Consider the following 24,142-nt stretch of genomic DNA (forward strand, 5'->3'; position numbering starts at 1 on the left):
ACCGGATCCGACCGGGACTCCGGCACGGGATCTGACCCGGAGTCCGGCACGGAATCTGACCGGGAATCCGGTGCGGGATCCGTCCCGGCGCCTGTCCTGTCGCCGGCAGATCAGTGCGTACGCTCCCAAATATGGACATGCACACTGTGGTGGTGGGGACGTCCGGTGTCACGGCGTCCGACGTTCTCGCCGTCGCGCGCGGCGGCGCCCGGGTCGAGCTGTCGCCCGAGGCGGTCGCGGCCCTCGCGGCGGCCCGCGGGATCGTGGACGCGCTGGCCGCGAAGCCGGAGCCGGTCTACGGCGTCTCCACCGGCTTCGGCGCCCTCGCGACCCGGCACATCAGCCATGAACTGCGCGCCCAGTTGCAGCGCAACATCGTCCGCTCGCACGCCGCCGGCATGGGCCCGCGGGTGGAGCGGGAAGTCGTCCGCGCCCTGATGTTCCTCCGGCTCAAGACGGTCTGCTCCGGTCACACCGGCGTCCGGCCCGAGGTCGCGCGGACCATGGCCGACGTGCTGAACGCCGGCATCACCCCGGTCGTGCACGAGTACGGCTCCCTCGGCTGCTCCGGTGACCTCGCCCCGCTCTCGCACTGCGCCCTGACCCTCCTGGGCGAGGGCGACGCCGAGGGCCCCGACGGCGTCGTACGGCCGTCCGGCGAGCTGCTCGCCGAGCACGGGATCCAGCCGGTCGAGCTGCGCGAGAAGGAGGGTCTCGCCCTCCTCAACGGCACCGACGGCATGCTCGGCATGCTGCTCCTGGCGCTCGCCGACCTCGAGACCCTCTACAAGTCCGCCGACGTCACCGCCGCCCTCAGTCTGGAGGCGCTCCTCGGCACGGACAAGGTCCTCGCTCCCGAGCTGCACGCCATCCGCCCGCACCCGGGCCAGGGCGCCTCCGCCGCCAACATGCTCGCCGTGCTCCAGGGCTCCCAGCTCACCGGGCACCACCAGGACGACGCGCCCCGCGTCCAGGACGCCTACTCGGTGCGCTGCGCCCCACAGGTCGCCGGCGCCGGGCGGGACACCATGGCGCACGCCCGGCTCGTCGCCGAGCGCGAACTCGCCGCCGCCGTCGACAACCCGGTCGTCCTGCCCGGGGGCACCTCCCTGGCTCCCGGCTCCGCGGGAGGCCGCGTCGAGTCCAACGGCAACTTCCACGGCGCCCCGGTCGCCTACGTGCTGGACTTCCTGGCCATCGCCGCCGCCGACCTCGGCTCCATCGCCGAGCGCCGTACCGACCGGCTGCTGGACAAGAACCGCAGCCACGGCCTGCCGCCGTTCCTCGCGGACGACGCCGGTGTCGACTCCGGCCTGATGATCGCCCAGTACACGCAGGCCGCCCTGGTCGGCGAGATGAAGCGGCTCGCCGTACCGGCCTCCGCCGACTCCATCCCGTCCTCCGCGATGCAGGAGGACCACGTGTCCATGGGCTGGTCGGCCGCGCGCAAGCTGCGTACCGCCGTCGACGACCTGACCCGGATCCTCGCCGTCGAGCTGTACGCGGCCACCCGCGGCATCGAGCTGCGCGAGGGCCTTGCCCCGGCGCCCGCCTCGCGGGCGGTGATCGAGGCGCTGCGCGCCGCCGGTGTGCGGGGCGCGGGTCCGGACCGGTTCCTGGCGCCTGACCTGGCCGCCGCCGACGCCTTCGTGCGCGGGGGCCACCTCGTCGCCGCCGCGGAGAAGGTCACCGGGCCGCTGCGCTGACCCGGCACGCGAGAGGGGCACCGGCACGCGAGAGGGCACCAGCACGCGAGAGGGGCCCCGGCAGGCGAGAGAGGCCCGACCCCACCCGGGCAGGGCCCCTCTCGCGGCGTCACTTCAGCTTCGCTTCCTGCGCCTTCACGACCGGCGCGGACACCGTGTACGCCTTCTTGCTCATCATCGCGCCGATGTTGATGGTGGTGTACGAGGCGAGGGTGTTCCCGTGCCGCACGACCTCGGCGTGCAGCGGCAGGGCGCCGTCCTTGCCCGCGTCGTTGGTCGCCGTGAAGGCGAACGACTCGTCGCCGAGGCCCGAGGACTTCTCCTCGGCGACCTTGGTGAACGCGCCCTTCTCGCCGTCCTGCACGCCGGAGAAGCCACCGCCGCAGGTCTTCACCGCGCCGGAGACCTCCTGGAGGGCCTTCGCGGCGCCGTCGCCGTCGTACGAGGCCAGGGTGACGACGGTGACGTCCAGGTCCATGGACTTCTTGAGGGCGTCCTCGAACTTGCCGTCGGCCATGTCGTCCAGGGAGGTCGCGTCGTCCGTGGGGTCCTTCTTGTCCTGCGTGGCCTCACGGCTGGTGTGGGCCGCCGGGGAGCCGGGCGCGATGCCGGTCAGGACGTCCAGCAGGGGGTCGCACGCGGCGTTGTCCGCGGTGACCGCGTCGTCGGCGGGGACGCCGCCCTCGACCGGGCCGACGGTGAACCCGGGCACCTCACCCTTGGCGATGATCAGCTTCGTCAGCTCGGCGGCGCTCAGCGTCCTGGCGGCCTGCCGGGTCTCCTCGCCGCCCGCGCCGCCCTTGCCGTTCCCGGAGTCCTTGGACCCGCTGTCGGAGCAGCCCGTGATGAGGGCGAGCGACAGCGCGCTCACTGCGGCGGTGGCGCACAGCCGCACGCCCGATGATCTCTTCATGCGCGGACTATGCGATCTCTACCAAAGAACAGTCAAGTGATATTAAAAACCGAGCCGTTCCCGACGTACCGAATACACCACGAATCCGGCACCCAGGGCGAGGGACAGGCTGCCGCCGATCACGTACGGGGTGGTGTCGAAGCTGCCGGTGTCGGCGAGTTCGGTGTCGGCGAGCTGGGTATCGGTGAGCTTGGTGCCGGCGAGTTCGGTGTCCGCCCCGGTCTGCTGGGTGACCTGCGTCGTCGATGTCGCAGTCGCGGAGACCTCCTGCGCCGCTGTTCTCGCCGGTTCGCCCTGCGAGGCGTTGGCGGACGGGACGAACCACAGGGCGCACAGCAGGGTGCCGGCGGCGGTGGCGGTCAGCAGCGGGCGGCGAGCGGATGACACGGAATATCGATCCCCCTTGTGGCACTGGTGAATTGGCCGTGTGGAGCGATGTTAGTGAAAGTCGCGGGTCACGGGAAAGTCACGGGCGGTTTCGGCTCTACGCTCCGGGCATGAACGCAGAAGACACATCACGGTTTGTGCGACTTCGGGTGGAACTCGTCCTGGAGGTGGAGGACGCGGACCGGCTGACCAAGGCCGCGCTGCGCCGGATCGCCACCGATCCGGAGGTGCCGGAGGCCGAGCAGGCCCACGCCGAGGCCGCTGTGACGGAAGACACCGCCGAGGCGCTGGCCTATCTCGTGGACCCGTTCGACCTGGTCAGAGAGGTGCCCGGGATCGAGCTGCAGCAGGCCTCCTGGTCGAGCGAACGGATCGACTACGACCCGGACTCGCCCGACTGGGATCTCGACGAGGATGATGGGGGCGCCGACGAGGACGACGAGGACGAAGAGGACGGCATCGGCTGACGTCGCGGGGGATCCACGGCCCCGGACGGCAACCGCTGTCCGGGGTCTCGTCGTCCGGGGGAACGCTGCGACCGCTCTCCGCACCACCCGCCGTGCGCGGACGTGTTGTTGCCCACATGTTCACGATCTGTGGAACGGGAAGGGGCGTCCGTAGCGTTGAAGGTCGGCAACGGGGGCTTTCGAGGGTTTCACGATTTCGGCGACGATGGAGAAGCGTGTGATGACGGACAGTAAGCGGCGCAGAGGCCTGACGGTCGCGTCCGCACTGCTCGGCGGTGTGCTGGTGCTGACCGGCTGCTCCAGCGGCGGGGGCGCCAACGCCACAGGCAACGGCGACACCACGCAGGCCAAGGCCGACGAGGCCGCGGCCGAGAAGTCGTCCGAGGCCCTGATCGCGATCACGCCCAAGGACGGCACCGACAACGCCTCCATCAACAACTCGGCCGCCGTCAAGGTCGCCAAGGGCACCCTCACCGACGTGAGCATGATGACGGAGGGCGGCCAGGCCGTCGCGGGTGAGCTGTCCGCCGACAAGACCACCTGGAAGCCCACCGCCCAGTTGGAGCGCTCCACCACCTACAAGGTCTCCGCCGAGGCCAAGGACGCCAAGGGCCGCATAGCCCACGAGAACGCCTCCTTCACCACGGTCTCCCCGGCCAACAGCTTCATAGGCAACTTCACGCCGGAGGACGGTTCCACCGTCGGCGTGGGCATGCCCGTCTCGATCAACTTCGACAAGGCGATCACCGACAAGGCCGCCGTCCAGCGGGGCATCACGGTCACCTCCAGCAGCGGCCAGACCGTCGTCGGACACTGGTTCAACGCCAACCGCATCGACTTCCGCCCGGAGTCGTACTGGACCGAGAACTCCACCATCACCCTGAAGCTGGCGCTCGACGGCGTCCAGGGCGCGAGCGGCGTCTACGGCGTCCAGCAGAAGACGGTCACCTTCCACATCGGCCGCAACCAGGTCTCCTACGTCGACGCGCAGACCAAGCAGATGAAGGTCACGCAGGACGGCAAGGTCGTCAAGTCCATCCCGATCTCCGCCGGTTCGCCCGAGAACAAGACGTACCAGGGCATCATGGTCATGTCCCAGAAGTTCACGCAGACGCGCATGAACGGCGCGACGGTGGGCTTCACCGACGACGACGGCAAGGGCGAGTACGACATCAAGGACGTGCCGCACGCCATCCGTCTGACGAACTCCGGCACGTTCCTGCACGGCAACTACTGGGGTGCCAAGTCCATCTTCGGCAGCGTGAACACCAGCCACGGCTGTGTGGGCCTGTCCGACACCAAGGGCGCCAAGGACCCGAGCACGCCGGCCGCGTGGATGTACGACAACTCCATCATCGGTGACGTCGTGGTCGTCCGGAACACCGGTGACAAGACCGTCGCCCCGGACAACGGCCTCAACGGCTGGAACATGGACTGGGCGCAGTGGAAGGCCGGTTCGGCGATCTGACCGATCCCGTCCCGCAGCCCCGCGGTCCCGCAGCCCCGCCGGCCCCTCAACTCCATCTTCTCGAACGACCGATGCCGCCCCCTCCCGTGGGCGGCATCGCCGTTTCCCGGGGTTCTCATCCGTTCCTCATTGCCGCCTTAGCGAGTCATCACGGGCCGTTCCTACCGTGCGTCCATGTTCTTCACCTACCTGAGGCGCGAGCTGCGCCGCCGCAGAAAGGCGGCCCTCGTCGTCGCCTCCGGCCTCGCGCTGGGCATCGCGCTGGTCATCGTGGTCGACTCCGTGTCCAGCGGCATGGGCAGGGCCCAGGACAAGGTCCTGCAGTCGCTGTACGGGCTGGGGACGGACATGACCGTCACCAAGGCGCAGGCGCCGGCCACGAGCGGCTCCGACCGGCCCCGCTTCCGGTTCGACGCGCGGAAGAACGGCGACGACTCCCAGCAGAGCAGCGACCGGGTCATGGTGCGGGGGTTCACCACCCTGTCCTCCGCGACGGTCACCAAGGTCGCCGGCCAGCAGGGCGTCTCCTCCGCCGTCGGCGGGCTGAGCCTCAACGTGTTCAAGGTGAGTGGCCAGTTCACGCGCGGTCAGTTCCAGCAGAACGGGGGCGGCGGCTTCCGGCAAGGCGGCGGCACCGGCGCGCCGCAGGGTGAAGTCAAGGGAGGCGGCGCCGACTTCGACATCAACCAGTACACGGTCTTCGGCACCGACGTCACGAAGAGCGCGCTGGGCCCGCTGACCTCTTCCAGGATCACCAGTGGCCGCACCTTCAAGGCGACCGAGACGAACGCCAAGGTCGCCGTCGTCGACTCCGCGTACGCCAAGCAGAAGAAGTACAAGGTCGGTTCGACGGTCACCGTCAAGGGCACTACGTTCACGGTGATCGGCGTCGCCACCGCCGACAGCGGTGACGCGGCGGCGAACGTGTACGTCCCGCTGCAGCGGGCGCAGACCCTCGCGGACGAGAAGAACCAGGTCACCACGATCTACGTCAAGGCGACCGACTCCCAGAAGATCGACTCCGTCAAGAGCGCCATCCAGAAGAACGTCTCCGGTACGACGGTCACCACGTCCGCCGACCTCGCCAAGACGGTCTCCGGCTCCCTGTCCACCGCCTCCTCCCTCGCCACCAAGGTCGGCCGGTGGCTGTCCATCGCGGTGCTGATCGCCGCGTTCCTGGTCGCCGGTCTGCTCACCTCCTCCGCGGTCTCCCGGCGCGTGCGCGAGTTCGGCACCCTCAAGGCCCTCGGCTGGAAGTCGCGCCGGGTGACCGGGCAGGTGGTCGGCGAGGCCGTCGTCAACGGTCTGGTCGGCGGTGCGCTGGGCATCGCCCTCGGTCTGGCGGGCGCGTACGCCGTCACCGCCGTCAGCCCCACCCTGCAGGCCCAGTTGGGCGGGGGAGGCGGCAACGGCGGCGGAGGCTTCGGAGGCGGGGGCGGCTTCGGCGGGGGCGGTGGTTTCGGCGGCGGTCCCGGCCGGCAGGCGGCCACGTCCCTGGAGGTCGCCCTGACGGCACCGGTCAGCGTCACGACGATCGCCCTGGCGGTGGCTCTGGCGGTGGCGGGCGGCCTGATCGCGGGCGCGTTCGGCGGCTGGCGGGCGAGCCGGCTGCGCCCGGCGGACGCGCTGCGACGGGTGGAGTAACCGCCCCGACTCCGCCCCCGCCACGCCACCTTGCGGAACGCGCAACCACCCCGAACCTCTCCCCGGAGCGACCATGTACGAACTCAGAAACGTCACCAAGCGCTACGCGAAGGGCAAGGAGACCGTCCTCGCCCTCGACGGCGTCGACCTGACGATCAGCGACGGCGACCGACTCGTCATCCAGGGCCCCACCGGCGGCGGCAAGTCCACCCTCCTGCAGATGCTCGGCGGTCTTGACCGCCCCAGCTCCGGTGAAGTCGTCCTCGACGACACGGACCTGGCCAAGCTCTCCGAGGCCCGCCTCACCAAGGTCCGCAGCGAGAACATCGGCTTCGTCTTCCAGTCCTTCAACCTCATCCCCACCCTCACCGCCCAGGAGAACGTGGAGACCGCCCTCGTCCCTCTCGGCATCAAGGCGAAGGAGCGCCGTGAACTCGCCGCGGACGCACTGCGGTCCGTGGGCCTCGGGGAACGCCTGGGCCATCTGCCCGGCGAGATGTCCGGCGGTCAGCAGCAGCGCGTCGCCATCGCCCGCGCCCTCGTCAAGCGGCCCAAGGTCCTCCTCGCCGACGAGCCGACCGGCAATCTCGACGAGAGCATGCGCGACGAGATCATGGACGTCCTCGAACGCCTGTGGAAGGAAAACGGGTTGACCTTCATCATGGTCACCCACGACTCCGCCATCGCGAGGAAGGCCCCGCGCCTGGCCACCATCCGCAAGGGGAGGATCACGGTGAGGGAGAACGCGGGCGCGTGACGGCGCGCCCGGCAACTTCCCCTGTTGCATCAGGCACTTCGCGATCCTGTAACGGCGGCCCCTCCGCGGCGTAACAGTTTCCGCACCGTCTTCTCACCTTCCTCTCATCTCTTGAGGCGCGTGATCACCCCCCGGCATACTTCGTGATCCGGGGGGATGGCATACAGATGTACGAGACTCCCCCCGGCCGGGTGAACGGGGATTTCACCCGGCACACCATCTCCAGGGGGAGATCTTGCGCAGACAAGTCAAGAGTGCGGCCGCGGCCGGTGTAGCCACCGCCGCGGCCGTCGCCCTCGCAGCGGGAATGACCAGCCCCGCGTCGGCGAAGCCCGAGCAGCGCGCCACCGCCGCTGCCTCCTCGTTCACCGCGAAGCACCACGTCACCCTGATCACCGGCGACCGCGTCGCGCTCGACGCCAAGGGCCGGGTCGTCGGCCTGGAACGGGCCAAGGGGCGGGAGAACATACCCTTCCAGGTCCGCAAGGCCGCCGGCCACACCCTGGTCGTGCCCGCCGACGCGGCCCACCTGGTCGCCTCCGGGACGCTGGACCAGCGGCTGTTCGACGTCACCGAGCTGAACAAGGCCGCCACCCGCAAGGCCCAGAAGAACGGCCTGAAGGTCATCGTCGGCTACCGCGGTGCCGCGACGGCCACCAAGGCCGACGTCCGGGACGCGGGCACCCTGCGCCGCAGCCTCCACGCGCTCAACGCGGACGCCGTGCAGACCCCGGTCAAGGACACCGCCGAGCTGTGGCACGCCGTCACCGACGGCGACCGGTCCGCGTCCGGCATCGCGCACGTCTGGCTCGACGGCGTCCGCAAGGCCTCGCTCGACAAGTCCGTGCCGCAGATCGGCGCCCCGACCGCGTGGGCCGCCGGTTACACCGGCAAGGGCGTGAAGGTCGCCGTCCTGGACACCGGCGTCGACACCAGCCACCCGGACCTCAAGGACCAGGTGACCGCGTCCAAGAACTTCACCGCCGCGGCCGACGCCAAGGACCACTTCGGACACGGCACCCACGTCGCCTCCATCGTGGCGGGCACCGGCGCCAAGTCGGGCGGCAAGTACAAGGGCGTCGCTCCCGACGCCAAGATCCTCAACGGCAAGGTGCTGGACGACACCGGCTCCGGTGACGACTCCGGCATCCTCGCCGGCATGGAGTGGGCGGTCCAGCAGGGCGCCTCCGTCATCAACCTGAGCCTCGGCGGCTACGACACCCCCGAGATCGACCCGCTCGAGGCCGAGGTCAACAAGCTCTCCGCCGACAAGGGCGTGCTGTTCGCGATCGCCGCGGGCAACGACGGCCCCCAGTCGATCGGTTCGCCGGGCAGCGCGGACGCCGCGCTCACCGTCGGCGCCGTCGACGACAAGGACAAGCTGGCCGACTTCTCCTCGACCGGGCCGCGCACCGGCGACGGCGCCATCAAGCCGGACGTCACCGCGCCCGGCGTCGACATCACCGCCGCCGCGGCCAAGGGCAGCGTCATCGACCAGGAGGTCGGCGAGAAGCCCCCGGGCTACCTGACCATCTCCGGCACCTCGATGGCCACCCCGCACGTCGCGGGCGCCGCCGCGATCCTGAAGCAGGAGCACCCCGACTGGGGCTACGCCGAGCTGAAGGGCGCCCTGACCGGCTCCACCAAGGGCGGCAACTACACGGCGTTCCAGCAGGGTTCGGGCCGTATCCAGGTCGACAAGGCCATCGGGCAGAGCGTGATCGCCGAGCCGGTCTCGCTGAGCTTCGGCACCCAGCAGTGGCCGCACACCGACGACACCCCGGTCACCAGGAAGCTGACGTACCGCAACCTCGGCGACAAGGACGTCACGCTCACGCTGAGCAGCACCGCCACCGACCCCAAGGGCCGGCCGGCCCCGGCGGGCCTGTTCACGCTCGGCGCCGACGAGGTGACGGTCCCGGCGCACGGCACCGCCGCTGTCGACTACACGGCCGACACCAGGCTGGGCGGCACCGTCGACGGCGCCTACTCCGGATACGTCACGGCGACGGGCGACGGGCAGAGCGTCCGCACGGCCGCCGCGGTGCAGCGCGAGGTGGAGTCGTACGACGTCACGCTGAAGTTCGTCGGACGTGACGGCAAGCCGGCCCCGTACTACTCGGTCGACCTGACCGGTGTGTCGGGCCTGGCCAACGGGCAGTGGCTGAGCCCGTACGACAAGTCCGGCACGGTGAAGGTGCGCGCGCCCAAGGGCGGGTACATCCTCAACACCGGCGTCTTCGCCGACCCGCAGAACGCCGCCAAGGGCGTCGACTGGATCGCCCAGCCGAAGCTGACCGTCGCCGGCAAGCAGACGATCACCATCGACGCGCGCAAGGCCAAGCCGGTCAGCGTCACCGTTCCGGCCACCGGGGTCACCTCCCGGTTCGCCTCGCCCGAGTACGACGTCACGGTCGGCGACGGCGAGTACGGCTACGGCTGGTTCCTCGACTCCTACCGCAACTTCCGCACCGCCCACCTGGGCCCGGTGCTGCCCGCGGGCACGCTGTCCCAGCAGTGGGACGGCCACTGGACCAAGGGCGCGAGCGAGGAGTACGACACCACCGCCGGCGGTCCGGTCACCAAGCTCGCCACCGGCTACACCAAGCACTACAAGGCGAGCGACCTGGCCACCGTGAAGGCCCGGCTGGGCGCGTCCGCGACCGGCAAGACCGGCACGGTCACCGCGATGGGCTGGCTGCCCGGCAGCTCCGGCGCCTCCGGCATCGGCATCCCGCAGAAGCTGCCCGGCACCCGCACCCTGCACCTGTCCGCCAAGGGCGGCGTGACCTGGGACCTGGAGTTCGAGCAGGACGGCGGCGTCGACCAGGACGGCTTCCCGGTCTCCGACGCGTACTACACGCTCGGCAGCCAGGTCTTCACCGCGGGCAAGACGTACACGAAGACGGTCAACACCGCGGTCTTCGCACCGCTCGTCAACTCCTCCTACGGCGTCTTCCGCGAGGGCAACGAGATCTACGGCGCGCTGCCGCTGTTCGCCGACGGCTCCCTGCACGCCGGCTCGTCGACGTTCTCCTCGGTGACCACGACCCTGTACCGGGGTGGCGTCAAGGTCGGCTCCAACGACGACCCGCTGTTCGGCGAGAAGCCGTTCACGGTGCCGTCAGGTGACGCCGCCTACAAGCTGACCACCTCGGTCAAGCGCTCGGCGAGGGTCGCCGCGGCCTCCTCGCGGATCGACGCCACCTGGACGTTCCGCTCCAAGAGGCCGTCCGGCTCCGGTGTCGCCAAGCTCCCCGTCTCCGCCCTGCGCTTCAACGCCACGACCGGCCTCGACAGCCGCGTCACGGCCGGCCGCACGGTCACCTTCCCGGTCACCGTCGAGGGCGCGGCGGCGGGCAGCAACCTGAAGTCCCTGTCGGTGTACGTCGCCTACGACGGCAAGACCTTCAAGAAGGTCACCGTCCACAGCGGCAAGATCACCGTGAAGAACCCGGCGAAGAACAAGGGCATCTCGTTCCGCGCCAAGATCACCGACAAGAAGGGCAACACGTCGGTGATCACGATCTACAACGCGTACTACGGCAAGTGAGGGCCTGGGCAGCAGCTTGAACGCAGCCTGAGCAGCGGCCTGTACGGCAGCTTGAACAGCACGTGATGGACGGCCCGTCGGAAGAACACCTTCCGGCGGGCCGTTCGTGATCGCGCGTGCGCCGGGCCCTACCGGGAGCACCCGGGGGCGACATAGGGTCGGGCGCGTGACTGCTGCCATCACCGCGATGATCACCGCCGTCGTCGGCGTGCTCGGCACCCTGTTCGCCCCGGTACTCAGGCAGCGGCAGGCCGACCGACGCCGCGCCGAGGAAGCCGAACTGGCCGGACACAGGCGGTTGTTCGAGGAGCGGCGGGCCGCCTACACGGCCATGAACCGCGCCTCACGGCAGTTCCACACGCTGCTCAAGGACGCCCTGCACCGCATCCGCGACGGCGTCTACTCCGACCACGACCGCGAGCAGCTGGAGGAGGCGCGGCTCGACTACCGCGACCGGTACGCCGAGGCGCAGATGGTCGTACCCGAGCGGATCCTGGACGCCTCCCGTGACGTCAACCGCGTCCTCGCCGGCGTCGACGCCGCCGTCAAGCGCCTCGACCGGGGCCGTGCCGGGGACGGCGAGAGCGCCGACCGGTCCCTGCTGGACCTGAAGGACGCCGAGCCACTGCTGACCACGATGCGCCGGCTGATGCGCGCCGACCTCGGGGTCGAGGACTAGCCGACGTCGGAGCCGAGGACTGGTCGACCTCGGGGTCGAGGACTAGCCGACCTCGGGGTCACCGACTGGTCGGCGCCGTTCGCCGTGCGATTCATGCGGACGGCACCGCGCGGGTCGCGTCCGTGCCCCAACTGGCCAGGAGGCGCAGGGACTCGGCGGACGGGGAGCCCGGTTCGGCGTGGTAGGTCACCAGGGACAGGTCGGCGTCGCCGGCAACGCGGAAACCCTCGTAGCTGAGGGAGAGTTCGCCGACCAGCGGGTGGTGCAGCCGCTTGACGCCGTGGCTCTTCTCCTTGACGTCGTGCGTGGCCCACAATTGCCGGAACTCCCCGCTCTTGACGGACAGTTCACCCACCAGCGCGGACAACCGGGGATCGTCCGGATAGCAACCGGCGTCCATGCGCAGCGCGCAGACGATGTCGATCGCCTTCTGCTCCCAGTCGACGAACAGGTCCCGGTAGTCGGGGTGCAGGAACACCAGCCGCGCCCAGTTGCGCTCGGCGGCGGGCAGCTCGCCCCAGTCGCCGAAGACGGCGGCCGCCATCCGGTTCCAGGCGAGGATCTCCGAGCGCCGGCCGACGACGTACGCGGGCACCCCCTCCATCGCGTCCAGCAGCTGCCGCAGCGCCACCCGCACCTGGAGCTGCCGCGCCGCCGGCTTCTTCTTGTGCGCCTTCGGGTTGGCCAGGTGGGTGAGGTGCGCGTGCTCGGCGTCCGACAGACGCAGGGCGCGCGCGATCGAGCCCAGCACCTCCGCCGAGACGTTGCGCCCGTTGCCCTGTTCCAGACGCGTGTAGTACGCCACCGACACCCCGGCGAGCTGGGCCAGTTCCTCGCGGCGCAGCCCCGGCACCCGGCGGTGCCGGCCGAAGTCGGGCAGCCCCACGTCCTCGGGCTTCAGCCGGGCCCGCCGGCTGCGCAGGAACTCGCTCAGCTCGGCCCGCCGGTCCAGGGGCGCGCCGGTGCCGGCCGGGGCCTGCTGTTCGTCCATACCGCAAGTATCGGCCGTCCGCCTGGTCGTAGGCACAGGAAGCCTGACCCCGTCAGTGGTAGGCACGCCAGTCGTACGAAGAGGCGTGACCTGGGTGGCGGACGCCGAACTGCGGCAGGCTGGAGAGGCGCCCGGTGCCAAAGGGAACCGGGAACGCATACCCCCCGCTAGGAGACCCGGCATGTCCACTGTTGCTGCTTACGCCGCGCCCGCACCCAAGGCCCCGCTGGAGCGGACCACGATCGAGCGGCGCGCGGTCGGTGAGTTCGACGTCCTGATCGACATCAAGTTCACCGGAATCTGCCACTCCGACATCCATCAGGCCCGGGACGGCTGGCGCCCCGGCATCTTCCCCATGGTTCCCGGCCACGAGATCGCGGGCGTCGTCGCCGAGGTCGGCCCCGGCGTGACCCGGTTCGCCGTCGGCGACCGCGTGGGCGTCGGCTGCATGGTCGACTCCTGCCGGGAGTGCGACAACTGCCTGGCCGGCCTGGAGCAGTACTGCACCAAGGGCGGTCCCACCTGGACGTACAACGACATGGGCAAGGACGGCGAGCCCACCTACGGCGGCTACGCCCAGAACGTCGTCGTCGACGAGAACTACGTCGTCCGCATACCCGAGGCCCTCCCCCTGGACGTGGCCGCGCCGCTGCTCTGCGCCGGCATCACCACGTACTCGCCGCTGCGCCACTGGAACGCCGGTCCCGGCAAGAGGGTCGCCGTCGTCGGCCTCGGCGGCCTCGGCCACATGGCCGTCAAGATCGCGCACGCGATGGGTGCCGAGGTCACCGTCCTGTCGCAGTCCCTGCGCAAGAAGGACGACGGCCTGCGGCTCGGCGCCGACCACTACTACGCCACCGGCGACCCGAACACCTTCGAGGAGCTGGCGGGCACCTTCGACATCATCCTGAACACCGTCTCGGCCCCGCTCGACTTCGCCGCGTACCTGTCCCTGCTGCGCACGGACGGCACCATGGTCAACGTCGGCCTTCCCGAGGAGCCGGTGCAGGTCGTCCTGCAGTCCCTCTTCGGCCAGCGCCGCAGCATCAGCTCCTCCGGCATCGGCGGCATCGCCGAGACCCAGCAGATGCTGGACTTCTGCGCCGAGCACGAACTGGGCGCCGAGATCGAGCTGATCAGCGCATCCGAGATCAACGAGGCCTACGACCGCGTCGCCGCGAGCGACGTCCGCTACCGCTTCGTGATCGACATCGCGACGATCTGAGCACCCCGAGCGCTCTGAGCGTCCTGAGGGCCCTGAGCGCCCTGAGGGCCTTGAGCGCCCTGGCGCCCACCACGCCGTTCGTCGGTGTGGCGGGCGCCCGCGTGTGTCTCCCGTCCGGCCGTCAGGCCGTCGAGCCGTCGAGCCGTCGAGCCGTCGAGCCGTCCAGCCGTCCGGCCGCTGGTTCAGGCGCCCGCGGCCGTGACGACGGCGTCCGTGGCGAAGCCGAGCAGCAGGCCGAGCAGGATGCACCAGGTGGTGAGCGTTTTCAGCCCGGTCCTGCGGGCGACCGCCAGCAGCTCGATGACCACGTAGAGAATCGAGCCGGCGGCCAGGCCGAGGAAGGCGATGGAGAGGGTGTCGTTGACGAGGTGCTGGCCGACGAGCGTGCCGAGGAAGGTGGGGCCGCCGCCGATCAGGCCCAGCCACAGCAGCGTGAGCCAGGACGGGCGCTCGCCCTCCGCGGCGAGCGGGGCGACGATGCCGAAGCCCTCCGTGGCGTTGTGCAGCCCGAAGCCGATGATCAGCAGCACGGCGAGGGAGAGTTCGCCCTTGGCGGCGGAGTTGCCGATGGCCAGGCCCTCGGCGAAGTTGTGCAGGCCGATGCCGGTGGCGATCATCAGCGCGAGCGAGCCCGCCTGGCTGCGGGCCTTCGGCGCCGCCTGGGCGTCGCCGGCTCCCGCGGGGAGGGCGTTGGCGGCCCGGCGGCGGGCCAGCCAGCCGTCGTAGTGCACGAGCCCGGCCAGCCCGACGGCCAGCCCCACGGCGAGGGTGCCGCCCCCGGAGGCGACCGTGCCCCACGCGTGCCCACTGAGTGCCTCGTCGACCGGCTCCCAGGCGTGCGCCAGTACGTCCCACACGAGGAAGACCAGGATGCCGATGGCGACGGCGTTCAGGCCTGCCTTGAGGCGGGGCGTGGGAGTGCGCAGGCGGCCTATGGGGAGGCCGAGATAGATGGTGAAGCCTGCGATGGCGCCGAGCAGGGCGATGTTCGCGCTGGACATGGGGATTCTCCGGTCTGACGTGCGGGGACGCGCCAGAAGCTAGGTCAGGCGAGCCTTGCCTAACAAGTGGGAGACGGCCGACTTCGGGGAATCTTGGTCAAGCTATTACGTGCGTGCACGGAATGCCCCGATTCGCCTGAGAGAGGCGGCCAGGGCACGGAATCACGGGGAACCCCCGCATGTTGAGGACAGTGGGCAGGATGCCGGTGATGTGTGAGCCGAGCAGCCCGAGTGGCCGAGCTGACAGAAAGTGGAGGGTCGTAATGGCTGCGCAGACGCAGAGGGCCGTGCTGGCGGGCGGATGCTTCTGGGGGATGGAGGAGCTGGTCCGCCGACTCCCGGGCGTGACGGCTACCCGGGTCGGATACACCGGAGGTGACGTGCCCAACGCGACGTACCGCAACCACGGTACGCACGCGGAGGCCCTCGAGATCCTCTACGACCCCGAGAAGACCGACTACCGCGCGCTCCTGGAGTTCTTCTTCCAGATCCACGACCCGAGCACCAAGAACCGCCAGGGCAACGACATCGGTCTCAGCTACCGCTCGGCGATCTACTACGTGGACGACGAGCAGAAGCGGGTCGCCGAGGACACCATCGCGGACGTGGACGCCTCCGGACTGTGGCCCGGCAAGGTCGTCACCGAGGTGGAGCCGGTCGGCCCCTTCTGGGAGGCCGAGCCCGAGCACCAGGACTACCTGCAGCGTTACCCGAACGGCTACACCTGCCACTTCCCGCGCCCGGGATGGCGGCTGCCCGCTCGCGCGGAGGGCTGACCACGAGTGGTCCGCCAGTAGGCGGTGAGCAGCACGTAGTAGGCAGCAGGCAGCAGGCAGCAGGCAGCAGGCAGTCGGCGGAGGTCGCCGGTCGAGGGTCGGCCGGCGGCCTCCGCGTCTTCGTCCGCCGGTTCCGTCCGCCGGTTCCGTCCGGTTCCGTCCGGTTCCGGGCGCCGGGCCGGTGGCCGTGCCCTTGGGGTCCTCGGGGTTCGGGGTCCTCGGGCTCGTTGTGCGGGCTGTCAGCCGGGCAGGGTCGCGGGGCTGCCGCCGTTGGCCTCGTAGCCCGCCACCGCCACCGCGCGGTAGAGGGCGAACTCGGCGGCCGGGTCGCCGGACAGCGTCCACGGCAGCGCGCCGACATGACCGTCGATGTGTATCAGCTGCTCCATGGCCTCGGCCCAGCGTTCGGCCCGCACCAGGAAGAAGAGCAGCAGGTGGCGGACGTGCGCGAGCATCGGGTCCTCGGGGAGGGCCGTGTGCACGGCGTGCAGCGCGCCGTGGATCGCCTTGGTGACGACCTCGCTCTGGTAGAAGCTCGCGACCAGGTTCACTTCCGGCAGGTGCTCGAAGACCGCGAAGAGCGGCAGCGCGGCCAGCAGCGAGCCCTCGGGGGCGCGGGCCGCCGCGGCCTCGGCGAAGGCGTACGCCTGCTCGCGCGAGCCGTGCCACTTCTCGCACAGGTAGTGCAGCGCGGCCAGGTGCGCCCCCATGTGGTGGGGAGCGCGGTCGAGGATGTTCAGCCACAGCTTGTCGAACTCGGGCTGCGGATAGGCGAGGCCGCGTGCGACGGACAGCTCCACGATGTACGGCACCGGGTCGGCGGGGGCGAGCCGCGCCGCCTCCGCGCAGGCCGACTTCGCCTCGTCCATGATGATCCGGAAGTCCTCCGTGCCCGGCCGTGACGTCCGCCATGCCTGCTGCACCAGGAACTCGGCGTACACCGCCGCGGCGCCCGGGTCCTCAGGCTGCTCGGCCCGCCACACCCGCAGCCACTGTCCGCCCGGCGTCTCGTGTATCCCGCCCGGCCGCTCGCGCAGCTCCAGCGCCGCCGCACCGGCGCACGCCTGCACGCGCTGCCAGCGCTGCTCGCCCTCGGACTCGGTGCCGGCCAGCAACTGGGCGGCCGCACGGTAGTCCTGGGTGCGCTGCACCACGTCCAGGACGTCCAGCAGGTCCGGGTCGGGGCCGGGCATCCGCACGTCCAGCTCCTCCTGGCGCAGGAAGCCGTAGGCCGCCGGGTCCGCGGCGTCGGGGTGGCCCGGGGGGACCTGCCCGATCGCCCCGCGCCTGCGCCGCAGCAGCGGGAGCAGCACGAAGCTCAGCATGATCAGGGCCATGAGCAGCCAAAGAATTGCCATGCCTCAAGCGAACCAGACCGCGCCGACAATTGGCCAACCCCCTCCGCCGTACCTGTGGAAAACTCCGGATCCGGCGACCCGACCGCTCTGGTGACCTGGCAGTTCCGGCCCTCCGGCCATGCCGCGCCCCCGTGCGGACGTCAGCATCCGGTCAGGCGCACTACGCTCGGTGCACATGAGCGACAGGCACATCAGTCAGCACTTCGAGACTCTCGCGATCCACGCGGGCAACACCGCGGATCCCCTCACCGGCGCGGTCGTCCCGCCGATCTACCAGGTCTCGACCTACAAGCAGGACGGCGTCGGCGGCCTGCGCGGGGGCTACGAGTACAGCCGTAGCGCCAACCCGACCAGGACCGCCCTGGAGGAGAACCTCGCCGCGCTGGAGGGTGGCCGCCGCGGTCTGGCGTTCGCGTCCGGCCTCGCCGCCGAGGACACCCTGCTGCGTACGCTGCTCACCCCCGGCGACCACGTGGTGATCCCGAACGACGCCTACGGCGGCACCTTCCGCCTCTTCGCCAAGGTCGCCACCCGCTGGGGCGTGGAGTGGTCCGTCGCCGACACCAGCGACCCCGCCTCCGTGCGGGCCGCGATCACCCCGAAGACCAAGGCGGTCTGGGTGGAGACCCCCTCCAACCCGCTGCTCGGCATCACCGACATCGCCGCCGTCGCCCAGGTCGCGCACGACGCGGGCGCGCGGCTCGTCGTCGACAACACCTTCGCCACGCCCTACCTGCAGCAGCCGCTGTCGCTCGGGGCGGACGTCGTCGTGCACTCCCTGACCAAGTACATGGGCGGACACTCGGACGTGGTCGGCGGTGCGCTGATCGTCTCCGACCAGGGTCTGGGCGAGGAGCTGGCCTACCACCAGAACGCGATGGGCGCCGTCGCCGGCCCCTTCGACTCCTGGCTGGTGCTGCGCGGCGCGAAGACCCTCGCGGTGCGCATGGACCGGCACAGCGAGAACGCCACGAAGATCGCGGACATGCTGACCCGGCACCCGAAGGTGACCGGCGTGCTCTACCCTGGCCTGCCCGAGCACCCCGGCCACGAGGTGGCCGCCAAGCAGATGCGGGCGTTCGGCGGCATGGTGTCCTTCCGCGTCGCGGGCGGCGAGGAGGCGGCCGTCGAGGTGTGCAACCGCGCCAAGGTGTTCACGCTCGGCGAGTCCCTGGGCGGCGTCGAGTCGCTGATCGAGCACCCGGGCCGCATGACGCACGCCTCCGTGGCCGGTTCCGCGCTGGAGGTCCCGGCCGACCTGGTGCGTCTGTCGGTCGGCATCGAGAACGTCGAGGACCAGCTGGAGGACCTGGAGCAGGCCCTCGGCAAGTAGGCCGCAGAGCAGGCCGAGAGAGGCCGAGCGGGCCAAGTAGGCCAAGAGAGGCGGAACGGGCCAAGCAGCCACGGCCACCGGCCGGTGACGTGTCACCAGCTGGTGACGGGCGGGGTCGTCCCTGACGGCGGCTCCGCCCACGGCCGGGCCTGCACCGCCCAGACGGTGAACGCCACGGCCGCGGCGCACAGCAGCACCCACAGCAGGGCGCGGGCGAGCCGCCGCCGGCGCAGTATCCGGGTGCCGCGGCGGACGACCTCGCCGTAGAGGTCCGGCGGCACGGGCGCCGGAGTCCGTTCCATGAGCTGCCGCGCGGCGGCCTCCCGTTCGGGCCGGTTCACCGGGACCTCCCCGCACGCCGTCCGCCGCGCCCGCGGCTCATGACGGGGCCACCGTGGCGCCCACCGCGCGCGGGGCGGCCGTACGCGCCGGATGCAGCACGGTGGCCGTCGCGCGGTCGCACAGGGCGTGCACCCGCTCGGCGGGCAGGCCCAGCAGGGCCGCCGTCTGTTCCTCGGCGACCCCCTCGTACAGCCTGAACACCAGGATCAGCCGCTCCTGCGGTCTCAGGGCGGCGAGCGGACTGCGCGGATCGGGCCGGTGGGCGCGGCCGAGAAGCCCGTACTGGTGCCATGTGCCGTGCGCGAAGCGGGTGGCGAGGTCCTGGCGGGCGCGGTCGTAGGGGTCCTCGCCGCGCAGCCGGTCCCAGCAGGCGTACGTGTGGGCGAGTGCGAGGGTCAGCAGGCGCCGCGCGCGCGGGTTGGCGTCCGGTGCCTCGGCGGTGAGCAGGGTGGCGGTGTGCAGCAGGCGTCCCGCCGCGCCCGCGACGAACGCCTCGAACTCCCGCGCCCGGCGTGCAGCTCGCCGTGCCTGCCGCTCACGCACCGCTCCTCCCCCCTGAGGAGGCCCTGCCCGGTACGGCCCGGACGAGCCGTGTCCGACGGCGGCCCGGTCCCGGACGACGGCCGCTCCCGGATGAGGGCCCGGTTTTATATGAGGCCAGCGGCGGCCCGGGGTCAAGAGTCCGGACGGCACCGGAACGCTCACCCGGCGGCGGGACCGAAACGCTCATCCGACTACGGCACTGGAACGCTCACCCGGCGGCGGGACCGGGATGCTCACCCGACTGCGGCACCGGAACGCTCATACGACGACGGCGGAGCCGGGCCGTGCCTCAGGAGGTGGCCGGCGGCTCCGCCGAGGGCCCTCCCTGGACCGCGCGGGCGGACAGGGCGGTGTTGAAGCGCGTGAGGAGCGTGCAGAACTGCTCGCGTTCCTCCGGAGCCCAGTTCTGGGTCAGCTCGGCCATCAACTGGCGCCGCGAGGACCGCACTTCCGCCAGCCGGGACGCCCCGCGCGGGGACAGCTGGAGCACCACCGCACGGCCGTCCTCCGGGTGCGAGGTGCGCTTGACGAGCCCGGTGTCCACCAGGGGAGCCACCTGCCGGGTCACCGTGGAGGAGTCGATCCCCATGCTCGCGGCCAGCGCCTTGACCCCCATGGGGCCTTCCTTGTCGAGCCGGTTGAGCAGCAGGTACGCGGCGCGGTCCATGGAGTTGCGCACCTGCCCGACGCCGCCGAGCCGGGTCTGTTCGGCACGGCGGGCGAACACCGCCACCTCGTGCTGAAGGGTTTCGAGAAGACCGGGGTCACCGACGGTCGTCATGTCCATCGACATTTCAGGTGTAGTGGGCATGGCCGGAGGCTCGCTTCATGAAGGGTGCTGGGTTGGGGGACAGGGTACGCGGCCCGGGGGCGGGCCGTACCGGCGCTGCGCAAACCGGTCTCGCTGCTTGGTCGCTCCAGTCGTGTGCGACCGTGAACTGCGAGACTTGAGTCATGAGCTATGGCACGGCTGACTCCTTGCGCTCCGTCACTCTCGACGATGTGCGCGGAGCCCAGAAGATGCTTTCGGGCGTGGCACGGGTGACCGCGATGGAGGGCAGCCGGCACCTCTCCCAGCTGGTGGGCGCGCCGGTGCACCTCAAGTGCGAGAACCTCCAGCGGACCGGCTCCTTCAAGCTGCGCGGCGCCTACGTCCGCATCGCCGGACTGCTGCCGGAGGAGCGTGCCGCCGGGGTGGTGGCGGCGAGCGCCGGCAACCACGCGCAGGGCGTGGCACTGGCCTCCGCGCTGCTCGGGGTGCACGCCACTGTGTTCATGCCCAAGGGCGCCCCGCTGCCCAAGATCAGTGCGACGCGGGACTACGGCGCCGAGGTGCGGCTGCACGGCCAGGTCGTGGACGAGACGCTGGCCGCCGCCCAGGAGTACGCGGCCGAGACGGGCGCGGTGTTCATCCACCCCTTCGACCACCCGGACGTCATCGCGGGCCAGGGCACGGTCGGCCTGGAGATCCTGGAGCAGTGCCCGGAGGCGGGCACGATCGTCGTCGGTGTCGGGGGCGGCGGGCTCGCGGCCGGTATCGCGGTCGCCGTGAAGACGCTGCGGCCGGACGTCAGGATCGTCGGGGTGCAGGCGGAGGGTGCGGCGGCCTATCCGCCCTCGCTCGCCGCCGGGCACCCGGTGTCGGTGCGGAACCCGGCGACGATGGCCGACGGCATCAAGGTCGGGCGGCCCGGTGAGGTGCCGTTCGCGATCATCAACGAGCTGGTCGACGAGGTGCGCACGGTCAGCGAGGACCAGCTGTCGGCCGCGCTGCTGCTGTGCCTGGAGCGGGCCAAGCTGGTCGTGGAACCGGCGGGGGTGAGCCCGGTGGCCGCGCTGCTCGCGGAGCCCGGCTCCTTCCCCGGGCCGGTCGTCGCGGTGCTGTCCGGCGGGAACGTCGACCCGGTGCTGCTGCAGCGGGTGCTGCGGTACGGCATGGCCGCGCAGGGCCGCTACCTGGCGGTTTCGCTGCGGCTCACGGACCGTCCGGGCGCCCTCGCCACGCTCCTCGGGGTGTTGTCAGTGGTGGACGCTAATGTCCTCGACGTGAGCCACGTTCGAACCGATCCCCGGCTCGGGCTCGCGGAGGCGGAGGTGGAGCTGCACCTCGAGACGAAGGGTCCGGCGCACTGTGCCGAGGTCGGCCAGGCGCTGCGCGAGGCGGGCTACACGGTCATCGGCTGATTCATTCGTTCGAGCCATCTCGCATCAAGCCCATTGAGAGACGCGATACATCGCGTTATGGTGTGTCGTGTGGCCGGCGGTTCGACCGTTCCGTCCGCGCGTGGACGTCGTCCGCGCAGGGGTGGGACATGGCGCGTGGAAAACCACAGGCGCGCACCGGCGTGCAAAACCTAGCCTTTCCGAAGCAACCTCCGACTACGTGGAGACATATATGCCAGGCGCCATCTATGCCGAAGGCCTGGTCAAGACCTTCGGTGACGTAAAGGCACTGGACGGCGTCGACCTCGATGTCCCCGAGGGCACCGTCCTCGGCCTCCTCGGGCCGAACGGTGCCGGCAAGACGACGACCGTCCGCTGTCTGACGACCCTGCTGCGCCCCGACAGCGGCAAGGCGGTCGTCGCCGGCGTGGACGTCCTCAAGCACCCCGACGCCGTCCGCCGCTCCATAGGACTGTCCGGCCAGTTCGCGGCGGTCGACGAGTACCTGACCGGCCGGGAGAACCTCCAGATGGTCGGCCAGCTCTACCAGATGAAGGCCAAGGCCTCCAAGGAGCGCGCGGCCGAGCTGCTGGAGCAGTTCAACCTCGCGGACGCCGCCGACCGTCCCGCCAAGACCTACTCCGGAGGCATGCGCCGCCGGCTCGACCTCGCGGCCGCCCTCGTGGTCTCGCCGCCCGTGATGTTCATGGACGAGCCGACGACCGGTCTCGACCCGCGCAACCGCCAGCAGCTGTGGGGGGTCATCAAGGAGCTGGTCTCCAGCGGCACCACGTTGCTCCTGACCACCCAGTACCTCGAAGAGGCCGACCACCTGGCCCATGACATAGCCGTCGTCGACCAGGGCCGCGTCATCGCCAAGGGCACCTCCGACCAGCTCAAGGCCCGCACCGGCGGCGAGCGCGTCGAGGTCGTGGTGCACGAGCCCGAGGAGATTCCGGGCGCCGCCGAGGTCCTCGCCCGCTTCGGCAAGGGCGAGACCACGATCGAGGACCACACCCGCAAGCTCACCGTCCCCGTCACCGGCGGCGCCAAGCTGCTCGCCGAGGTCATCCGGGAGCTGGACACCCGCGGGATAGAGATAGACGACATCGGACTGCGCCGCCCCACCCTCGACGACGTCTTCCTGTCCCTGACCGGACACGTCGCCGAGGCCGAAAAGGGCGAGGCGAACGGCAAGGAGGCCGTGAAGTGAGTGCCGTCACCGACGCCGTACGCATCGAGGCGCCCGGCAACCCCATGATCCGCTCCGTGCGCGACTCGCTGGTCATCGCCCGCCGGAACCTGATCCGCATGAGCCGGATTCCCGAGATGCTCATCTTCGGGCTGATCCAGCCGATCATGTTCGTGGTGCTGTTCACCTACGTGTTCGGCGGCTCGATCAAGGTCGGCTCGTCCAACGCCACCCAGGCGTATCGCGAGTTCCTGATGGCCGGCATCTTCGCCCAGACCGTCACGTTCGCCACGGCGGGCGCGGGGGCGGGCATAGCCGACGACATGCACAAGGGCCTCATCGACCGCTTCCGCTCCCTGCCCATGGCGCGTGGCGCGGTCCTGACCGGGCGCACCCTCGCCGACCTGGTGCAGACGGCGCTCACCCTCGTCGTCCTGGCGGTCGTCGCCCTGATCGTCGGCTGGCGTACGCACGAGAACTTCGGCAAGGTGCTCGCCGGATTCGGTCTGCTCCTTGTGTTCGGGTACGCGTTCTCATGGATCGGCGCGCTCATCGGCCTCTCCGTGCGCACCCCGGAAGCGGCGACCTCGGGCGGCCTGATCTGGCTGTTTCCGCTGACGTTCATCTCGAACGCGTTCGTGGACGCGAACCAGATGCCGGCGTTCCTGCGGCACATAGCCGAGTGGAATCCGTTCAGCGCCACCGTGCAGGCCTCCCGCGAGCTGTTCGGCAACCTGCCCCCGGGCTTCCGGACGCCCGACGCCTGGCCCATGCAGCACCCCGTGCTGGCCTCGCTGATCTGGTCGGCCGTGATCATCCTGGTCTTCCGCACCCTGGCGGTCCGCAAGTACCGCTCGGCCACCGCGTGAGCACCGCATGACCGCCTGACGGCTTGACCGTATGACGGCATGACGAAGCCCCCGGTGTCCGTGGACGCCGGGGGCTTCGCTCCTGGAAAGGGGGCCGGGATCAGCCCGAGTACGGCTCGGCCTTCATGATCCGCACCGAGGCCTTCTTGCCGTTGGGCAGCTCGTACTCCGCGTCCTCGCCGACCTTGTGGCCGATGACGCCGGAGCCCAGCGGGGACTGCGGCGAGTACGTCTCGACGTCGGCGCTCGCGTACTCGCGGGAGGCGAGCAGGAACGTCATGGTGTCGTCCTCGTCCCCGTCGAAGGCGATCGTGACGACCATGCCGGGCGCGACGGCACCGTCGGCGGAGGCCGGAGCCTCGCCGACCTTGGCGTTCTCGAGCAGCTGGGTCAGCTGGCGCACACGCAGCTCCTGCTTGCCCTGCTCCTCCTTGGCCGCGTGGTACCCGCCGTTCTCGCGCAGGTCGCCCTCCTCGCGCGCGGCCGCGATCTTGGCGGCGATCTCCGTGCGCGCAGGACCAGTAAGGTACTCAAGCTCGTCCTTGAGCTTGTTGTACGCCTCCTGGGTCAGCCAGGTGACGTTCTCGCTGGTCTGGGTCACAGGGTGCTCCTCGTCGGTACTGGGAATACAAAGCATCGCCCTACCCAGAAGAATGTTCCCTCTTGGATGGGCGAAACCACGAGCCTAACAATTCAACGGCGAAAGGGGGAGGACATAAGCCATAAGAATCCCATCAATGCAGGTCAGAGCGTACGCATTGTGGGTGATTCAGTC

The 24,142-nt window shown here is 70.6% G+C and carries 22 protein-coding genes; 13 read left to right on the forward strand and 9 right to left on the reverse strand.

Annotated features, from left to right (window positions below):
- Positions 1 to 137 precede the first annotated feature (137 nt).
- Complete coding sequence (gene hutH / locus ACGFYV_RS27770; protein WP_393881254.1) at positions 138 to 1,706, forward strand: histidine ammonia-lyase; 1,569 nt, start codon at positions 138 to 140, stop codon at positions 1,704 to 1,706.
- A 109-nt stretch (positions 1,707 to 1,815) separates the two neighbouring features.
- Here the strand turns inward: hutH and ACGFYV_RS27775 are convergent, their stop codons facing one another.
- Both ACGFYV_RS27775 and ACGFYV_RS27780 read right to left on the reverse strand, forming a co-directional pair.
- Positions 1,816 to 2,619 (reverse strand): hypothetical protein, encoded by an 804-nt coding sequence (locus ACGFYV_RS27775; protein WP_393881213.1) that lies wholly within the window; start codon positions 2,617 to 2,619, stop codon positions 1,816 to 1,818.
- Positions 2,620 to 2,661: 42 nt separating this feature from the next.
- Entirely contained in the window at positions 2,662 to 3,006 is a 345-nt protein-coding gene (locus tag ACGFYV_RS27780) for an LPXTG cell wall anchor domain-containing protein (protein WP_393881214.1), read from the reverse strand.
- A gap of 110 nt (positions 3,007 to 3,116) precedes the next feature.
- On the opposite strand from ACGFYV_RS27780, the gene ACGFYV_RS27785 reads away from it, so the two are divergent.
- From ACGFYV_RS27785 to ACGFYV_RS27810, 6 genes are all read left to right on the forward strand, one after another.
- Positions 3,117 to 3,473 (forward strand): hypothetical protein, encoded by a 357-nt coding sequence (locus ACGFYV_RS27785; protein ID WP_393881215.1) that lies wholly within the window; start codon positions 3,117 to 3,119, stop codon positions 3,471 to 3,473.
- Positions 3,474 to 3,678: 205 nt separating this feature from the next.
- Positions 3,679 to 4,941 (forward strand): Ig-like domain-containing protein, encoded by a 1,263-nt coding sequence (locus ACGFYV_RS27790; RefSeq protein ID WP_393881216.1) that lies wholly within the window; start codon positions 3,679 to 3,681, stop codon positions 4,939 to 4,941.
- A 174-nt stretch (positions 4,942 to 5,115) separates the two neighbouring features.
- The gene (locus ACGFYV_RS27795) at positions 5,116 to 6,585 is read left to right on the forward strand and encodes an ABC transporter permease (protein WP_393881217.1); all 1,470 of its coding nucleotides are present in this window, start codon (positions 5,116 to 5,118) and stop codon (positions 6,583 to 6,585) included.
- 73 nt (positions 6,586 to 6,658) lie between these two features.
- Positions 6,659 to 7,342, forward strand: a complete 684-nt coding sequence (locus ACGFYV_RS27800) for an ABC transporter ATP-binding protein (protein ID WP_393881218.1) — start codon at positions 6,659 to 6,661, stop codon at positions 7,340 to 7,342.
- A gap of 307 nt (positions 7,343 to 7,649) precedes the next feature.
- On the forward strand, positions 7,650 to 10,895 hold the full coding sequence (locus tag ACGFYV_RS27805; protein ID WP_393881255.1) for a S8 family serine peptidase: 3,246 nt from the start codon (positions 7,650 to 7,652) through the stop codon (positions 10,893 to 10,895).
- 166 nt (positions 10,896 to 11,061) lie between these two features.
- Entirely contained in the window at positions 11,062 to 11,574 is a 513-nt protein-coding gene (locus ACGFYV_RS27810) for a hypothetical protein (protein ID WP_393881219.1), read from the forward strand.
- Positions 11,575 to 11,665: 91 nt separating this feature from the next.
- On the opposite strand, the gene ACGFYV_RS27815 is transcribed toward ACGFYV_RS27810, so the two are convergent.
- Positions 11,666 to 12,565 (reverse strand): helix-turn-helix domain-containing protein, encoded by a 900-nt coding sequence (locus ACGFYV_RS27815; protein WP_393881220.1) that lies wholly within the window; start codon positions 12,563 to 12,565, stop codon positions 11,666 to 11,668.
- A gap of 181 nt (positions 12,566 to 12,746) precedes the next feature.
- Between ACGFYV_RS27815 and ACGFYV_RS27820 the strand changes: the two genes are divergently transcribed.
- A complete protein-coding gene (locus ACGFYV_RS27820) occupies positions 12,747 to 13,790 on the forward strand; it encodes an NAD(P)-dependent alcohol dehydrogenase (RefSeq protein WP_393881221.1) in 1,044 nt (347 codons plus the stop codon).
- A gap of 182 nt (positions 13,791 to 13,972) precedes the next feature.
- Here the strand turns inward: ACGFYV_RS27820 and ACGFYV_RS27825 are convergent, their stop codons facing one another.
- Positions 13,973 to 14,791: a ZIP family metal transporter gene (locus tag ACGFYV_RS27825; RefSeq protein ID WP_393881222.1), complete on the reverse strand. Its 819-nt coding sequence runs from the start codon at positions 14,789 to 14,791 to the stop codon at positions 13,973 to 13,975.
- A gap of 263 nt (positions 14,792 to 15,054) precedes the next feature.
- Here ACGFYV_RS27825 and msrA point away from each other — a divergent pair, with 263 nt between their 5' ends.
- Entirely contained in the window at positions 15,055 to 15,567 is a 513-nt protein-coding gene (gene msrA / locus ACGFYV_RS27830; RefSeq protein WP_393881223.1) for a peptide-methionine (S)-S-oxide reductase MsrA, read from the forward strand.
- A gap of 239 nt (positions 15,568 to 15,806) precedes the next feature.
- Here msrA and ACGFYV_RS27835 read toward each other — a convergent pair whose 3' ends face one another.
- Positions 15,807 to 16,925 carry a hypothetical protein gene (locus ACGFYV_RS27835; protein WP_393881224.1) on the reverse strand — a complete coding sequence of 373 codons (1,119 nt, stop codon included), beginning with the start codon at positions 16,923 to 16,925 and terminating at the stop codon, positions 15,807 to 15,809.
- 175 nt (positions 16,926 to 17,100) lie between these two features.
- Here ACGFYV_RS27835 and ACGFYV_RS27840 point away from each other — a divergent pair, with 175 nt between their 5' ends.
- Complete coding sequence (locus ACGFYV_RS27840; RefSeq protein ID WP_393881225.1) at positions 17,101 to 18,258, forward strand: cystathionine gamma-synthase; 1,158 nt, start codon at positions 17,101 to 17,103, stop codon at positions 18,256 to 18,258.
- 92 nt (positions 18,259 to 18,350) lie between these two features.
- Here the strand turns inward: ACGFYV_RS27840 and ACGFYV_RS27845 are convergent, their stop codons facing one another.
- The 3 genes from ACGFYV_RS27845 to ACGFYV_RS27855 form a co-directional block, all read right to left on the reverse strand.
- A complete protein-coding gene (locus ACGFYV_RS27845) occupies positions 18,351 to 18,599 on the reverse strand; it encodes a hypothetical protein (protein WP_393881226.1) in 249 nt (82 codons plus the stop codon).
- A gap of 37 nt (positions 18,600 to 18,636) precedes the next feature.
- On the reverse strand, positions 18,637 to 19,143 hold the full coding sequence (locus tag ACGFYV_RS27850) for a sigma factor-like helix-turn-helix DNA-binding protein (RefSeq protein WP_393881227.1): 507 nt from the start codon (positions 19,141 to 19,143) through the stop codon (positions 18,637 to 18,639).
- A 289-nt stretch (positions 19,144 to 19,432) separates the two neighbouring features.
- On the reverse strand, positions 19,433 to 19,954 hold the full coding sequence (locus ACGFYV_RS27855) for a MarR family winged helix-turn-helix transcriptional regulator (protein ID WP_393881228.1): 522 nt from the start codon (positions 19,952 to 19,954) through the stop codon (positions 19,433 to 19,435).
- A gap of 143 nt (positions 19,955 to 20,097) precedes the next feature.
- On the opposite strand from ACGFYV_RS27855, the gene ilvA reads away from it, so the two are divergent.
- The 3 genes from ilvA (at position 20,098) to ACGFYV_RS27870 (ending at position 23,367) form a co-directional block, all read left to right on the forward strand.
- Complete coding sequence (ilvA, locus tag ACGFYV_RS27860) at positions 20,098 to 21,327, forward strand: threonine ammonia-lyase (RefSeq protein ID WP_393881229.1); 1,230 nt, start codon at positions 20,098 to 20,100, stop codon at positions 21,325 to 21,327.
- A gap of 211 nt (positions 21,328 to 21,538) precedes the next feature.
- Complete coding sequence (locus tag ACGFYV_RS27865; RefSeq protein WP_393881230.1) at positions 21,539 to 22,519, forward strand: ATP-binding cassette domain-containing protein; 981 nt, start codon at positions 21,539 to 21,541, stop codon at positions 22,517 to 22,519.
- 44 nt (positions 22,520 to 22,563) lie between these two features.
- Positions 22,564 to 23,367, forward strand: coding sequence for an ABC transporter permease (locus ACGFYV_RS27870; protein WP_393881256.1), 804 nt, complete (start codon positions 22,564 to 22,566; stop codon positions 23,365 to 23,367).
- Between the two features lie 100 nt (positions 23,368 to 23,467).
- On the opposite strand, the gene greA is transcribed toward ACGFYV_RS27870, so the two are convergent.
- On the reverse strand, positions 23,468 to 23,968 hold the full coding sequence (gene greA / locus ACGFYV_RS27875; protein WP_393881231.1) for a transcription elongation factor GreA: 501 nt from the start codon (positions 23,966 to 23,968) through the stop codon (positions 23,468 to 23,470).
- Positions 23,969 to 24,142 lie beyond the last annotated feature (174 nt).

Source organism: Streptomyces sp. NPDC048297 (assembly GCF_043201585.1).
GTDB lineage: Bacteria > Actinomycetota > Actinomycetes > Streptomycetales > Streptomycetaceae > Streptomyces.